The organism is Daejeonella sp. H1SJ63 (genome assembly GCF_029360775.1).
Classification (GTDB): domain Bacteria; phylum Bacteroidota; class Bacteroidia; order Sphingobacteriales; family Sphingobacteriaceae; genus Daejeonella.
In genome coordinates this window covers 163,829-179,928 of sequence record NZ_JARKMZ010000010.1, presented here as the reverse complement: position 1 = coordinate 179,928, position 16,100 = coordinate 163,829, and the positions used below count along the sequence as shown (strand labels likewise).

Sequence of the window (16,100 nt, the reverse complement as noted above, 5' to 3'; positions counted from 1 at the left end):
TCAGTTTGACCAGATTCACTGGCTCAGTTTAGTCCAGAATAGGTGGCTCACTTTAGTGCAGATTATTCAGTTGACTACACTAGGTTAAATTATTACTCAATTGCTTTTGCAGCATATTTGCGTAAACATCCGCTCTTAATACATTTAAAAAGTGTGACTACAAGATTTATAGGCTTAATGGAGATTTATACCTATAATGGCCTTTTCTTTACAATTTATGACAATGGTCGCATTATAATTGAAGGCAGCCTACATAGATATTGGAATCAAGGCAAGCAAAACTTTAATGACTATTCATTTAATGATCTTTGCTTAACACTTCAAGATTTATCTGAAAAATTCACATCTACTATACTAGAGGGAGAAGTTCAAAATATTGAATGCGGCATTAATTTTATCCTTCCTTTTCCAGTCAGAGATTACCTTGACACTGTTATAACACTAAAAGGTACTAGTCCTTCGCGAAAGCATTCAATTGTAAAAGACGACCTAAAAGGTTTTGAAAAAGGTTATCATTTTAAAAAATCACATTACGGATTAAAAATTTACGACAAAGGAAAACAATATAACCGCCTTGAATCAATTGTCCGACATGAATTTAAAACCTTCAGAATGCAGATAATTGAAAACATTGGAATTAAATATTTATCTGATTTAAAGGACAAGCAAAAAATAGCGGATTTAAGCAAAAAACTATTGGAGATATATAGTAGCGTACTAATTGCTGAAAAGTTGCCACTTAACACGTTATCAAGGGCACAAGAGAGAATTTATCTTGAGTGCTCAAATGATTCAAACTGGGGCAGTTGGAACCGGGCAAAAAGGGCAAAAAAACTTAAACAATTTAATCAGATTTTATACAAACACGCATCCACGGATATAAAATCAATAGTAACTAGCTTACTTATTGAAATGAGAGAAAAGCTATTAGTGTAAATCGTAAAAGTGGCAACGATTATACCGACTTTGAAAATTTCCTATTTTTAATTTGACAATTAGGGGGTAACGATTTTACAACTTAATTATAGTGTAAAAATGTTACCCCCTAGGTTATTATTAAGCCATTGCCAGATTTTTACGATTTCTAATTGTCACCCTAAGAGTTTAAAATATTATTATATTGGGGTAAAAATATATGACCTACAAAGAAGCTCTTAAAGTAAAGGAAGATATAGGCCTAAATATTACGTTCAACAAGGTAACAATGAAAATATACGTTGTTCCTTCAAAGGAATCAGACTTTATTAAGTTTTTGGAATATTTCTATCTTAATAAAATTACTGATAGTACAGCCATAAAATTTAGCACCAATGGGGATTTCACGGTAAATGGACTGTACCGTTTAGGTACATGGACACTATACTTAACTTTAGATGAAATTTAAAAAATAAGAAAGGTAAAATAATTCTGTAAGTTTAATGAATTGAGTGCTATTCTTTATTTTTCTAAAAAACTCAAATCTATATAATAATCATTCAAAGGGTGCTTCTGTTCCATTTCAATTAGTTCATTAAATTCAAATCCAGCCTCACCAAATAGTTTCCCTTGAATTTCTGCAAATACCGGGTGGCTGATTAATTTAAAAATTAAATAAGATTTAACCTTATTAAATCTTCTAACAAAAATTCCTGATTTACATAATTTACCTGCTTTTTTCAGCCCATTTAGAAACTCTTTATGGTAACCCATTTCATCTATTGAAATCTGATGTTCAAGCCAATTTTTCTTTTCTTCAACTGTTCCCTGAGTTGACAAAAAAAGTATTGTATTTTCTTCATAGTATCCGTGAGAATGTTTAATATTTATCTCTGTACCTTCTTTTAAATATTGATTATCGAATGATAGTAATGGACAAATCACGCTTACACTTTCAATAATAAAGCCTCTTGCCCAACTTTGTCCACAAGCAATATGCCGGATTAAGCTATTGGCATAATGAATATCTGAAGTTAAAATAAAGGCTGCCGCCTGAAGTGCTGAAATCCTAATCCACCCATGTGTGTTGTAGTTGTCTCGCGAATAAATATCATCAACGAATTGAATAATTGCGGTTGAGTTTTCATTTGTAATGCTATCCCTAAAAAAGTAACATAGCCAAGCTATTGCTAAACCTCTATTGTCTTGAACTTCGGGAATCGGCCTTTCATCAAACTGTTCTTTGAAGAGTTCTAGTTCTGATTTTATAAATCCATTAATTAATTGTTTTGATATGTTCATTGGTACATTACAATCTTCTCAATTCCAATCTTTGAATACTTAGCAACATTCGCTATTACTGACAACCCAGAAAATAATAAGAAACAGTGAATCCGCATAAACTTTACTCCGATTTTATGGCTTCATATTCTTTTTTGCTTAAACTAAATTCTGCGTCTATTACTTTTACTTCGTCATAAGTGAGTTCATAAAGTTTGTAAAACAAAATGTCGATTTCCTGCTCTAATGAGATGGTGTCTTTTTCTTCTGATTTTTTGTCAAGTATTTTAACTACAATTTTTTCAATTGATTTTGAAAATTTATCAGTCGGTTTAATAAGTGGAATTGCAAGTAATGGTTCTTTATCAATCTGATAATTATTCCCTTGCATCTTCCCTTTGTTTCTTAACCAATATGCTATTAATTTAGAATTCAATAAGGCAGTCAAATACTTCATATTCAATCTCCCAGTTTGGATTACATAGAAGGTTGCAGAAACATAACAATTGAAATCTGTGTAAGTAAATGAGGGTCTATTAGGACATTTTCTTTGTGCTACAATTGATTCACCAATGAAAAAACGCTCTTCTCTAGCTCTATGAAGACCATAAGGTCTATTATCAGAAGTAATTACATTCTTAAATCTGTCTAAATGTTTTTTTAAATTAGGAAAGGGTAGAATAGCCTTTGAGTTCTTAAATTCAGAGCCGGTATAAATTATCCAAAGTTTGTTCTTTGGATTAGCGTAATACCTGCCTAATTCTTCGGTCGTATAGTAAGGCTTAACAAGTTTTAATTCTTCTCTTGACAATCCTAAACTCCGCTTTTTAAAAGTAGAAAGTCCAAAAATACCTTCTCCCTTTTTGAATTTTCCATTTGACTCTTCGGCGATTTTTTTGCTTACAAAGTCATAATGCGGGTGAATCCCATTTGCTACTTCTTTTTCAGTTAAGTAAATATTTCCCATTACTTTTATTCTGTCCAAAATATCTGAGGCAGTATTGTTGTTAAAAGTAAAGGGCTTGTCTTTTATTGCAGACGGGTTCAGGCTAAATAAAAACTTCTCTGAATTTGAATCACTTTCTGCGAAAATTAAAAATTCTATTAGTTCTGCTTTACTGATATTATCATTTTGAAGCACAGAATACTTTAAATCATATTCATTATTCGGTGTTGTCTTTTGAAGCACATAAATCATTGTTTGAATTCCTGCCGTTTCAAAAACCTTATAGTTTCCAAAATCAGTAAACACTTTAATCTCACTTTCAGTTAATACTTTGTTCCTAAAGATTGCAGCTCCAGCGCTTGTTATCCAGTTATTTTGAGCAATAAAGCACTCTATACCTTTAGGCTTTAATAGGTCAAGCATCTTACAAGCGAAGCCATACCAAATATCCATCTTTCCTTGGTAATACGGTGATTGTCTGAATCCTTCAAATGCATCTCTATTTGTATATTCTTTAATATATGGAGGATTTGCAATGACAATATCAAATCCAGCATTAGCATTTATTTGCTCATTTAAAACTTCCGGAAAATCTAATTTCCAGTCAAAATAGTTCAAAACTTGGTCTTGTTTATCCTTTAATTTTTTCAGTTGCTTGATACTATCCTTCCAACGTAATGTTTGTACATGAAGTTCTGTACGTTGGGTAAGCTGTTTGCCCGTTCCCGTTGGTTTGCTTTCAAGTCCCTTGGTGGATACCATCAACTCCAATTGGTTAATGAGTAGGTCAATTTTTAATTTTCTGATGTCCGCAGCCAGTTTTTTCTTATCGCTATCAGGATTAAAGAATTCCTTTTGCTCTTGACTAATCTTTTTTAATAGTTTGGCTTTATTAGCTTGAAGGTCTGCCGAGCCGAATATGTTAACTTGAAACCCTTGTCCTCCTTCTAGTGTCCAGTCAATATCAATAATATCATCGCCTAATTTGCTTACCAAGCTATTCCCTACCACAATTTTATAATCTAGGTTTGGTAGGGCTTTGGGGGTTTCCTCGTCCACAATCAAGCTCAACCAAAAACGTAGTCGGGCAATATCCACAGCACCTTTTTCAATGTCCACACCATAAATGCTATTTTGAATGATATTAAGTTTTACTGCCGAAGCAGGAAAGTTTTTTGTATTTCCGTGAACAAAAGTGTGTAGAGTTTGTTTGGCAGTAAAAATTTCGTGCAGCAAACCCATAGGGAAAGCGCCTGAACCAATAGCAGGGTCGCAAATTTTTACATTGTCTAAAGCATTATGAAATTCGACTGAATGTTTTTTGATGAGTTTTTTATCGTCATCGTCCAATTTCTTTTTCAGTAGTTTTTCAATAAGAATGCGGTCTATCTGTTTGTCTGCTGTTTTATTGTCGGTTTCCATAACCAATTGTCCTTTTCTGCCTTCATTTGCCGAAAACAGTTTGGGTTGGTCAGGTTTGTCAAAACCAATGTAGCCAACTACCTCGTAGCCTTTGTTCTCAAACCAGGTCGTGAGGTATTCAATCAAACTCTCCTGGCACATATAATGCACAATTTCCTTTGGCGTGTAGTATGCACCTTTGTCTTTGTTGTCTTCCAGTAAGTTTTCAAAAATATGCCCCAACATTTCAGGGTCAACCGCTACGGTGTGGTCGTTGGGGTCGTCTTCATAAATGGTAAAGTTGTATTGATTAAAGAAATCAAACAGGCTTTTAAACAAATTGGCTGGAAAAATAAGGTTACGGTGTTTCTTGTCGTCTTCTTCAAACAAGCCACCGTTTAAATACGGAATACGGCAAGGTTCGCCTTTTACCAATTCTATTAAATCGTCTTTGCGTTTGGTGTTGAGTGTATCAAAAAACAGTTTGGATAACATTTCAGAATAAAACAGGTCGGTATTTTTGGTGTTTTTAAAGAGGTTGGTTAAAAAATCAAAATCGCCTTTGCCCCAATCGCTTTTTGCAGGCACACCTAACCAACCCTTTTTCTGAATGAAATACAGAAATACAATTCGCCCCAATAGTTTTTTGTTGAAATCACGAATTCCTTTTTCGTCACCATTGAAAATGGTTTGACGAATGTTTGGCTTTGAAACCATAAAGTCGCAAAATATATCGTAGTGCTTTTTGTATTCGTCAAAAAATGCTTTAGATAGTTTTTCTACCGAAAAGGCTTCTTTTACATCATCTAAAGTGGCTTTGCTGCCTTTGTTGGCAATTGCTGTAAATCGTTCTGCTGCTGTTCTTGTGCTTTCGCCTTCGCCCAATACATAGGTGTAGCGTTTGGGTTCAGTTTTAATTTTTACAAATTCTCCGTCAGCATCATAACCTGTTAATTCCGAAACATAAGTAAAACGCCATTTTGGAGTTTCGGGTCTGTGGTAAGCTATAAAAGCTGCATCAATGTCTTTCCAGTATTTGCGAAGCAAGTTTCGTAAACCAACACGGTTGCGTTCCAAAATAATGCCTTGTGCCAAGGTAACATCATACACAGCAATTTGACGTTCAATGCCGTTTTCGTTAAGTGTAATGTAACCCAACTTTTGCACCTGCGAAGCTACATTGGTATCAATACCTGTGAGTATTTCAGGCGTTGCCAACAAACGAGATTTGGCAAATGCTTCGCCCAAAAATTGTTTCCAATTGTTTTGGTTGTAGCGTTGTTTAAACAGTTTATGAATTTGTTCGTATGTCATTATTCAAATGATTCTGAAATGATTAATACAGGTTTTTCTACTTTACCTTTTTTGCCTTTTTGAGCATCACTCAAATCAACATTATATTGTGCTGCAATTTTATCTATTTCGGTTAAGGCAATATTCAGGTTTGCTTTCTTCTTTTGCAAACGGTCAATGTCGGTTGGCAGGTTGGTGTATTTACCAATATCAATCAGCACAACAATTTTTTGAATGTTCTCTTTTTGTTTCTCGGTTACTTGCGGATATTTCACCAAGTCGGACAAAAACTTTTTCGCTCTTTGTGCCACACCGCCCAATGCTTCGGGGTCGGTTTGCGATTGCACAATTTTATGTTCCAGCGTTTCAAAATGTTCCAATGCTTTATTTACGTGTTCGTGATGCGTTTCAATTAACGGAGCATTTTTTTCTTTTTGGTCGGCTTCAAATATTTTGAATGCTTCAATAGGTGTAATTTCTTTAGGTTGGTTATTGCTGTCCACCCAATAGAATTCAAATTTTTTGTCGGTCTTTAAAAATGCTGCTGTTCCGTTTTGTAGTTCGGGTTTCTTAATGTCGGTTGCACTTCGTCCTGCTCTTGATTTTAAAGGCATTTTTTTAATCTTATCAAACCAAGCACGGTTTGCTTTTTTGAAATGGCGTAAAAAGTATAAAAACTTCAATCGTTCATCTTCTTCTTCCTTGTAAGTTCCGCTAAAGAGTTTTACTTCATCCAAAATTTCTTCGGTTGAAAATACCTGATTGTCTTCGCCAAATGCTGTGTGGAAAGCTTGAATTTTCATAAAGGCAGTTTTATTCAATCGTATTTGTGAGTCGCCTTGTGCCGAAGGATAAAACACATAGTTGTAAATGGCACTTGCTTTTGTTCCGATACGATTTACACGCCCTATTCTTTGCATTAGTTTGGTAGAGTTCCAAGGCGTGTCGTAGTGAATAATTACATTGGAACGGTGCAAGTTCACACCTTCTGCCAATACTTCGGTGGTGATGATGATGTTGTATTCATTCACTTGTTTGTCGGCAGCCCAGTTCGCATCAAAGTTGGTTACAATGGTATCATACATTTGCTTTCGGTTGGCAGCCGAAATAACCAACACATCTTTTCTCCCTGCATCTTCCAGAGCTTTTGCCAAATAATCAACCGTATCTTTGGATTCGGAGAAGATTACCAGTTTACCTTCTACATTGGTTTTCTTGTTTAGAAACTGCTTAGTCAGTTGTGCAATGAAAACATCCATTTTCGGGTCGTTCTCAATGGCGTTCCAACCTTTTACTAATTCATTAATGAGTTTAGAATCCTTTTTTAAACTTTCAATAAATCCGTCTTTGAAATCTGAACTTTTAAATGTTTGGTTCTTTGGATTTTCTTCGCTTAATCGTTCAATTTCTTTTTCAATATCTTCTTCACTCCAACCTTTGTCCAATAGCTTGTTTACATTGGTGTCGGGAGCAATAAAAACTTTGTCATTTTCAAACATTTCAATCATTCGGTCGGTCGCTGTTTGAAAATTGCCCAAAGATTTTTTGAAAGCATAGAAACTACTTTCCAATCGTTTTATCAATTGGGTTTTCATTATAAATGCCAATGATTTAGAAACCGTTTCCGCATTCTCATAATACTTGTCTTGTATTTCCTGTTTCAGTCCGGCAATGGCTTGGTAACGGCTGTATTTTAGTTTGTCTTCGTCTGTGAGGTAGAAAACTGTTTTGTGAAAAAGTTCATTCAACCTTTCATCCATCAAGTATTCCACTTTTTTAGGTGGGTCAACTTTTGGAAACTTAATGCCTTGTTCGTCTAAGTCTATTTTGTACTCAGGAATATTTTCAAGGTCAGTTCGTGTTCTGCGAATGGTAATGGGTTCAATTACATTCTTGCGAATTTTACCGTAAATGGTTCTTAGCTTGTTTACATCCAATTCGTCAAAACGCTTTAGCGTTTTGTATTGCTCCATCAATGGAGCAAAGAATGAAGTTAGGTTTGTTATTGGCAAAGTTGATTGTCTTGCATCCTGAAACATTTGAATTTGATAAAAAATGTCGTCAGGTCTATTGTTCAAAGGAGTAGCCGAAACTAAAATTACTTTTTTCTGTAAGCCGTCAATCAATCCTTTGTTGGCTCTCGGGCTTTTGCATATCAATTGCAAGTTTTGAAATGCACCTGTCAGGTAATTGCGGAATTTGTGGGCTTCGTCCACAATGATTAAATCGTAATCTTCTTTATTCCAATAATCTTGATGCCCTTCTAAAATCTTTTCAAGGCTTCCGTTGGTAATAAACTTGGTGTATTTGTCGAGTTGAAAATCTTTGAACGTGTTTTTCCAGTTTTTCTCAACTGCTGGCGGATAAACGATTAATATTTTGGTGTTGTCTCTACCGTTTTGTATTAAAAACTTTTTCGCCACCATTGCAGCAATTACGGTTTTACCTAAACCCACCACATCAGCCAATAAAAAGCCGTTGTGCTTTAAAAGCATATTGAAACCTTCGTTTACTGCATCAACTTGGTAAGATAGTTTTTTGAAGTTTTGAGGCAAGTCGCCCATTGAATCAGGGTCATAGTCAATGTTTTTGCCAAAGTATTCAATAAGGAGTTTGATATAAAGTTCAAAAGGTGTTATTTCTTCATTCAGATAAGTTTCCTTTTTGATGTTCTGAATATCCACTGGCAATATGTCCACTGATTCAGCCCACAATTTTTCAAATTCATCTGTCGCAAATTTTACATCAGGATATTCCGTTAGTTGAACATTGAATTCGTAATTGTAAAAATTACCGCCACCAAGTCCAGCATCTGTCAAGTTTGATGAACCTGTAATTGCAGTTGCAGGAGTATGTTGGTTAAAAGGCTCTGGTCGTAAAATGTAAACTTTAGCGTGAATCTTCTTTTCGGGATGGGCTTTGATTTGAATTTTCTTTTCAATCAAGTCGTCAATGAATTGCAAAATTCCTTTTTCGGTGTCTTTGTCGTAATTGGCTTTTTCAATGTCTTCCTGAATTTTCTTGATAAAATCTTCTTTGGTCTTTTCGTGATTTTTGAAAAATTCAAGTCCTTCTTTTTGAGCATCTGCAAGCATTTTGTCAATGTTGATGCCTACCAAAATTCTGATGTGTGGCACTTTGTCCAAAAACGGTCTGATGCGGAAATAGCCTGATGCCCTAAAATAACCTACTAATGCGTCAAAGTACTGTATGTTGGGATTATAGGTAAAAACCCCCTCAAACTTCTTGATTAAAGTATTCTCTTCACTATTAGTAAAAAACTTTGTTGACATATATGTTTAAATTCTTAAGTCGTCAAAATACAGATTATTCTTGTTGCATAGGCAAAAATTAACTTTGATGTATTAAGCAAAGGATAACTTCAATAGCTGAAACCCTAGAGCAGGTCATTATTATATCACAGAACTAATCTCCTTCTAAATACCTTTGCCAACGATATTCAATACCCTTAAGGTCAGTATTATCAGGTTTTGCAAACCAACCTTTAATGTACTCTTCAAATGATTCCTCATATTTACCCTCAAAATGTGATTTCTCCCAGCTCCACCAGTATGACATTCTACTTGCATTAAATGGGCTTTCAACTTCGCCTCTGAAATAGCGATATTGAGCAAACTTAGGATTATGATAAGTATAAAAAGTATTTACTGTCTCTTTCAAATCCTCAGGCAAATATTTTAATGCTTTTGCAAACAGTTTTTTAGGCACGCCGTAAAAAGCTTCTGCAATACCGCCGGTTATAGCAGCAAGCGTGTCACTGTCGCCACCTATTGAGATAGCATTACGTATTGCATCCTCAAAATTTTCACTATCCAGAAATGCTACAATAGCTTGTGGAACTGTCTGCTGACAAGTTTCATTATACTTATAGGTACTTTGAATTTGATAACAATGATAATCCAAATAATAACCGAATACCGAAGTCATTGAATTATATATCTCTTGCTTAGAAGCCCCTGTTCTTGCAAGGTATCCAGCCCATGCAACGGCTTGTGCGCCTTTTATTCCTTCGGGGTGGTCATGTGTAACGGAAGCATTCAATGAGGCCAGCGGAAGCACATCCCCCCGGTAGGTTGTAAATGACACAGGTGACACTCTCATTGCCGAGCCATTGCCATAACTATAATAAGGAGCTTTATCTTCACTCCTTAACCAATTCCCAAATGATTGCCCATAAGACAAATCTGGGTACTTTGTACAGAGTTCAATCAGTAAATCGGCATATTCATTAGAACGATAATTCCGATGCCGCTTGTCAGACATTATCCATTTCATTGTGGCAATGGTACAAACGGTATCATCTGTAAAATGACAGTCCTTATGGAACAATTCGAAATCTTTACTTCGATGATTATTAAACTCAAATCTTGAACCAACTATATCTCCAATTATTGCACCAATCATATTGATTATTTATCATTCTGAATATAACAAGATTTACTTGGATATAATAATTTGCCTGTACAGCGCTAGGCTGCTTTGGCATGGAATAAGTCAACAGAGGGGCAAAAAAGTGTACGCAAATCCGTACGCAAAAAATAAAAAACCGCTTTTAAATATATTTAAAAGCGGTTTAGTGTACCCAGCGCCGGAATCGAACCGGCACAGTTTCCTATCGGTGTTTGAGACCGACGCGTCTACCAGTTCCGCCAGCTGGGCATTTTTGAATAAACGCACTACGTTTTCACGTTCTACGTTGCGGGATGCAAACATAAATAAAATTTTAATAAATCGCAGCGATCTGCTTGAAAAATCAGCCAGATTTACTGACTGAACTTATTCAGACTTTCCCTGATCCGCATCAGGTATTTTTCACGGTACCAGATATCCCTGATCTTCAGCAAAGTACTTTCAGCCTCATTTCCATTACTGGTATCAAACTCATCTGTGTATTGCTTTAACTCTTCAAAAAGGGACTTCTCCATCCCATCGATCTGTTCCTTTAATTCTGCCAGTTTAAGTTCATCAGGATCAAACTCCATCTCCATCAAAGCCTCATTCACATCCATCATATCCATTAAGAACGACTGGGGTAAAACATGCTTATCGCCATCTGCAAGCATATTATGGATCGAAAGTATATATTCTATCCGCTTCAGCGGATCTGACAAAACCTGATAGGCTTTATTATTCAGAGTGGATAATTCGAGAATCTCATCCTGCTTCTCCTGACTTTCGTTCACATAAAAATCGGGATGAAAACGTTTACTCAGCTCATAGAACTTCTTCCTGACCAAAGCCGTATCAGGTTCAAAACTCTGTGGAAGATTGTATAATTCAAAATAATTCACCGGAAAAGGATTATTGGATTAACAGATTCAGAGCACAAAGAATAAGAATATTTTCAATCCCTTAATCTCCGCACTCCAATATCAATTAATTAATCACGTGTTTCAGAATATCGTTACCAAACACAAACACCATCAGGCTGACAAGAATTACAAAACCAACCATCTGAGCACGTTCCATAAATTTATCGCCAAGCGGTTTGCCTTTAACCATTTCAATAAGCAGGAAAATAGCATGGCCGCCATCCAGTGCCGGAATAGGCAATAAGTTCATCAGGGCAAGTGCCATAGAAAGCAAGCCTACCAAACTCCAGAACTTTATCCAGTCGACCGTACCACCAAACATGGTAGCAATACCTATCGGACCTGTAAATGCTTTATTCGCTTTAACTTCTCCGGAAGCCACTTTTCCTAATCCTTTGGCATTATCCATAAATGAACCCCATGCTTTTGACGCACCTACCGGGAGTGAAGCCAAAAGACCGTATCTGACAGTTTCAACCGGAATATTAAAATACGGAGAAACGTATATACCTATCGTACCATCCTCAGCAACCTGAGTAGGTAACTCCATTATCTGATTATTACGCATCAGGGAAATAACTACCTGCTTGTTCTTATTAGCCTGGATTTCTGCCTTATACTCGTCATAAAAAGCAACAGGCTTTGCATTTACAGTCAGAATACTATCGCCAGCTTTAATACCTGCTTTCTCGGCATTACCGGCAGGCGCTACTTGCATGACACCCGACATTTTAACCCTTGGCTCTACAAACTGCCCAATTCCAAGATCGGATACTTTTTCGAGTATATCACCCGGAACCTGAAGAGTTTTAGTTTCTGATCCGCGAACAATGCTCAACTCTGTGTTACCCATTAATACTTTGGAACTGGTCAGTTCATCAAAACGAACAACCGGCATACCGTTAACCGCAGTAATTTTATCGCCGGTTTGCAAACCAATTTCCTTACCGATCAGTCCCGGTGCAATACCATCAGGTAATTTATCATTCGGAATAAAAGTTTCACCATTTTTCAGGGTAAGCATCCAGAAAATAAAGACACCCAGAACAATGTTCACTGTTACCCCACCCAGCATGACAATAAGTCGCTGCCAGGCCGGTTTTGACCTAAATTCCCATGGCTGCGGGGGACCGGCCATTTGCTCGGTATCCATCGATTCATCGATCATACCAGAGATCTTAACATAGCCGCCTAAGGGAAGCCAGCCAATACCATACTCACAGCCTTTATAGTTGAAACTAAACAATTTAAAGCCCCATGCATCAAAGAACAAATAAAATTTCTCTACTCTGATTCCAAAAGCACGTGCCGCTAAAAAGTGTCCTGCTTCATGTAAAATGATTAAAATCGATAATCCCAATAACAGCTGACCTGTCATTACTAATCCATCCATGCCTTCTTTTCTCTTATTTTATATTAAACTCTATTATTTTACTAATGTTACTAATTCCTGTGCAAAAATCCTGGTTATTCTGTCAGATTCTAAATAATCATCAAGATCCGGACTTGCAATAAATGAAATTTTAGCCATACAGGCTTCAATCACATCACTCATTTGGAGGAATCCTATGCGATCGTTCAAAAATTCTGCCACAACCACCTCATTGGCTGCATTAATCACACATGGCATATTTCCGCCCATATTCAATGCTTCATAAGCCAGTGCGAGATTGCGAAAGGTCTTTTTGTCAGCCTGCTCAAAGCTCAGGCTGGGAAAATCCATAAAATTAAACCTCTGAAAACTATTACATATACGCTCAGGATAAGCCATTGCATATTGTATAGGTAATTTCATATCAGGCAAGCCCATTTGTGCCTTCATTGATCCGTCATTAAACTGAACGATTGAATGAATGACCGATTGCGGATGTACGATTACATCAATCTGAGAAGCATCCAGATCAAAGAGCCATTTTGCTTCGATCACTTCCAAACCCTTATTCATCAAACTGGCCGAATCAATGGTAATTTTGGCACCCATCACCCAGTTTGGATGTTTCAATGCCTCATTGCGCCCGATCGCGGCAAGATGGTCTCTGTTACGACCTCTGAATGGCCCGCCCGAAGCGGTAAGATAGATCTTTTCTACCGAAGACAGGCTTTCTCCTTCCAGACATTGAAATATGGCTGAGTGCTCTGAATCAACAGGGAGAATTTTAACCCCGTACTGCTTTGCCAGTGCTGTAACCAGATCACCGGCCACAACCAAAGTCTCTTTATTAGCCAGTGCAATATCCTTTCCCGCTTTAATAGCGGCTATCGTTGGGATCAAACCTGCAAATCCAACCATGGCAGTAAGCACAAGGGAAAGTTCAGGCCGGTCAAGCACCTCACAAAGTTCATCGGTTCCGTAGAGCACCCTGGTTTCTGTACTGCTTAAGGCCCTTCTGACATCATCCAGCTTTGCATGATTCCCGATTACGGCAAATGCCGGCTTAAATTCAAGCGCCTGCTGTATCAGTAAATCAGCATTATTATTAGCAAAAAGAATAAACGCACTAAAACGATCAGGATTCTGGCGAATTACCTCCAGCGCCTGTGTGCCGATACTACCGGTTGATCCCAGAACAGCTATATTCTTCACTTTATATCCTCCTCTATATTATTCCCCATCTGCAAACCGGCAATCTAATCTGCTTAATGTTCAATTCTAAATTATTAATTCTATCGAAGATCAGATCTTATTTCCTGATCCACTTATTCAATTCTACTGCAATATTTCTATCATTAGATAAGCGCGGGACCTTATTTTGCCCTCCCAATTTACCCTGCGCTTTCATATAATTTCTGAATGCATCTTTCTCCAGTTCATGCATAATCAATGGCTGAAGAATCTTCCCTTCAATCAGATCAAAGTAATAGGTATTTTTCTTCTGTAATGCCTGATCTACTTTTAACCTGAATTGATCCATACTTGCCGGAGCTTTAGCAAACTCCACAAACCATTCATGGTAGGGTAAAACTCCCCCTTCAGGACTAACCTGAGGGGCAACGGTAAATTCTGTAATTTCTACACCCTCTTCAACTGCTACAGAAAGAAGTGCATGCTCAACCTCTTCGCCAATAACATGTTCACCGAAAGCTGAAATATAGTGCTTTATTCTGCCACTGACAATGATACGATAAGGATCTTTAGATACAAATTTTACCGTATCACCTATACTGTAGCCCCATAGGCCTGCATTGGTATTCAGAATTATTGCGTAATTCCTGTTCAGCTCCACATCTTCAAGACAGATTCTGGTTGGATTCTCGTTAAAATATTCTTCAGATGGAATAAATTCATAAAATATTCCCGAGTTAAGCAAGAGTAATAAGCCTTTTTCTTTTTGAGAATCCTGAAATGCAATAAAGCCCTCAGATGCCGGATAAGTTTCAATAGAATCAACTCTCCTGCCGATACTTTCTTCCAAACGGGCACGATATGGCTCAAAATTAACACCCCCATAAACGAAAAGTGAAAAATCCGGAAAAATATCCCCTACCTTTTTTCCCTCAGAACGGCTTCTCAGTTTGTCGAAATACATCTGTACCCATGGTGGAATTCCGGAAATCAAACGCATATCTTCCTGGATGGTCTCTTCAACAATTGCATCAACCTTCTCTTCCCAATCCTCAATACAGTTTGTCTGATAAGTGGGCAAACGATTTTTCTGCAGATAGGCCGGAACATGATTTGCAACGATACCCGACAAGCGTCCGGTATTTATTCCATTTTTCTTTTCAAGAAGCGGACTGCCCTGAAGGAAAATGATTCTGCCGTCGATAAATTCAGACTTTCCTGTTTCATGAATATAACAGAAAAGCGCATTGCGGGCTGCCTTAATATGCTCGGGCATCGACTCTGCCGAAATCGGGATGTACTTTACTCCTGATGTAGTACCTGAGGTTTTTGCAAGATACAGGGGTTGACCCGGCCATAACACATCCGGCTCGCCAGCCACCACACGGTCGATATATGACCTTAATTCTTCATAATCTGCTACTGGAACACGTTTTTTAAAATCTTCATAAGTACGAATCTCAGAAAAACCATGATCCTTGCCAAACGCAGTGTTCTTTGCCTGACTGAGAATACGTTTAAACGTTTTATGCTGTGCAGCAAAAGGATTCTTTTTCCATTTACTAATCTGCCCGACTGCAAATGCTGCCAGAGGCCGCGCAAAAAAAGATTTAATTCCCATTATTTTCCTCCGGATCTTCAAGAAGAATTTCTTCTTCATCGGTATAGCTGTTCACCAGATGGCGATAGGCAATGATCAGGATTAAACTCGAAAAAGGAACGGTAAATAAAAGCCCTAAGAGAAATGCCATTGCACCGAGTACGTTGAGTCCAAGCATTACCAGAAAGAGGAGGGTTATTAACCAGAAATGGCCTTTAGTGATTGCCCAGCTCTGAGTAATTGACTCTGAAGAACCCGATTCCTGATCCACAATAAAGCAAACCACAAAACAAAGTCTGATTGTCAGGAAAATAAGGGGAATTGCAATCAGTCCGAAAACCGGAAGCATATCCCAACTCAAAGGATTGCTGGTATCAATATCAGGCTTATTATAAAAATAAACAGAACTGATTATTGCGATAAAAAACACCATGATCAAGCCTATAATCAGCTTTACAACAAGAAAATTAACTGCTTTAACCAGATTGGGAATAAAATCGGGAAATTCCGGATCAGTATCCTCATCAATGAGTTTAAAAAATACCTGATAAAAAGCTACGGTAAAAAAGGCGTCGAAAAGACTAAGTACAACATTCTGAATCAATACCCCTGCGCCACTCATTCCGCCAATGAGCCCGGTCAGAATAGTAACCATAAAAATGAAGACAAACTGTACTACAGTAAATCCAATTAAAATCCAGATATTTTTTTTGGCCAGTTCCCAGGCATCATTCAAAATCACACTAACCGACAAGGTCTTATCCATAT

General features: G+C 37.2%; 10 protein-coding genes and 1 tRNA gene. 1 reads left to right on the top strand and 10 read right to left on the bottom strand.

The window, feature by feature from the left end:
* Positions 1–42 precede the first annotated feature (42 nt).
* Complete coding sequence (locus tag P2W72_RS05010) at positions 43–936, top strand: hypothetical protein (protein WP_276359811.1); 894 nt, start codon at positions 43–45, stop codon at positions 934–936.
* Between the two features lie 501 nt (positions 937–1,437).
* Here P2W72_RS05010 and P2W72_RS05005 read toward each other — a convergent pair.
* The 10 genes from P2W72_RS05005 to P2W72_RS04960 all read right to left on the bottom strand — a co-directional run bounded on the left by P2W72_RS05005 (position 1,438) and on the right by P2W72_RS04960 (position 16,098).
* On the bottom strand, positions 1,438–2,217 hold the full coding sequence (locus P2W72_RS05005) for a hypothetical protein (protein ID WP_276359810.1): 780 nt from the start codon (positions 2,215–2,217) through the stop codon (positions 1,438–1,440).
* A 103-nt stretch (positions 2,218–2,320) separates the two neighbouring features.
* Entirely contained in the window at positions 2,321–5,857 is a 3,537-nt protein-coding gene (locus P2W72_RS05000) for an N-6 DNA methylase (RefSeq protein WP_276359809.1), read from the bottom strand.
* Positions 5,857–9,129, bottom strand: coding sequence for a helicase-related protein (locus P2W72_RS04995; RefSeq protein ID WP_276359808.1), 3,273 nt, complete (start codon positions 9,127–9,129; stop codon positions 5,857–5,859). The genes P2W72_RS05000 and P2W72_RS04995 overlap by 1 nt, the downstream gene beginning before the upstream one ends.
* Positions 9,130–9,262: 133 nt before the next feature.
* A complete protein-coding gene (locus P2W72_RS04990; RefSeq protein WP_276359807.1) occupies positions 9,263–10,261 on the bottom strand; it encodes an ADP-ribosylglycohydrolase family protein in 999 nt (332 codons plus the stop codon).
* Between the two features lie 175 nt (positions 10,262–10,436).
* A tRNA-Leu gene (locus tag P2W72_RS04985) sits at positions 10,437–10,516 on the bottom strand.
* Positions 10,517–10,620: 104 nt separating this feature from the next.
* On the bottom strand, positions 10,621–11,148 hold the full coding sequence (gene hscB, locus P2W72_RS04980; protein WP_276359806.1) for a Fe-S protein assembly co-chaperone HscB: 528 nt from the start codon (positions 11,146–11,148) through the stop codon (positions 10,621–10,623).
* A gap of 85 nt (positions 11,149–11,233) precedes the next feature.
* Positions 11,234–12,562, bottom strand: a complete 1,329-nt coding sequence (gene rseP / locus P2W72_RS04975) for an RIP metalloprotease RseP (RefSeq protein WP_276359805.1) — start codon at positions 12,560–12,562, stop codon at positions 11,234–11,236.
* Between the two features lie 33 nt (positions 12,563–12,595).
* A complete protein-coding gene (locus tag P2W72_RS04970; protein ID WP_276359804.1) occupies positions 12,596–13,753 on the bottom strand; it encodes a 1-deoxy-D-xylulose-5-phosphate reductoisomerase in 1,158 nt (385 codons plus the stop codon).
* Positions 13,754–13,850: 97 nt separating this feature from the next.
* Positions 13,851–15,353 (bottom strand): GH3 auxin-responsive promoter family protein, encoded by a 1,503-nt coding sequence (locus P2W72_RS04965; protein ID WP_276359803.1) that lies wholly within the window; start codon positions 15,351–15,353, stop codon positions 13,851–13,853.
* Positions 15,343–16,098 carry a DUF975 family protein gene (locus P2W72_RS04960; protein WP_276359802.1) on the bottom strand — a complete coding sequence of 252 codons (756 nt, stop codon included), beginning with the start codon at positions 16,096–16,098 and terminating at the stop codon, positions 15,343–15,345. The genes P2W72_RS04965 and P2W72_RS04960 overlap by 11 nt, the downstream gene beginning before the upstream one ends.
* Positions 16,099–16,100 lie beyond the last annotated feature (2 nt).

Coding starts and splice junctions, on each gene's coding strand:
- P2W72_RS05005 (WP_276359810.1), bottom strand. CDS start 2,217: ATGAACATATCAAAACAATTAATTAATGGATTTATAAAATCAGAACTA.
- P2W72_RS05000 (WP_276359809.1), bottom strand. CDS start 5,857: ATGACATACGAACAAATTCATAAACTGTTTAAACAACGCTACAACCAA.
- P2W72_RS04960 (WP_276359802.1), bottom strand. CDS start 16,098: ATGGATAAGACCTTGTCGGTTAGTGTGATTTTGAATGATGCCTGGGAA.
- P2W72_RS04995 (WP_276359808.1), bottom strand. CDS start 9,129: ATGTCAACAAAGTTTTTTACTAATAGTGAAGAGAATACTTTAATCAAG.
- rseP (WP_276359805.1), bottom strand. CDS start 12,562: ATGGATGGATTAGTAATGACAGGTCAGCTGTTATTGGGATTATCGATT.
- P2W72_RS04990 (WP_276359807.1), bottom strand. CDS start 10,261: ATGATTGGTGCAATAATTGGAGATATAGTTGGTTCAAGATTTGAGTTT.
- P2W72_RS04965 (WP_276359803.1), bottom strand. CDS start 15,353: ATGGGAATTAAATCTTTTTTTGCGCGGCCTCTGGCAGCATTTGCAGTC.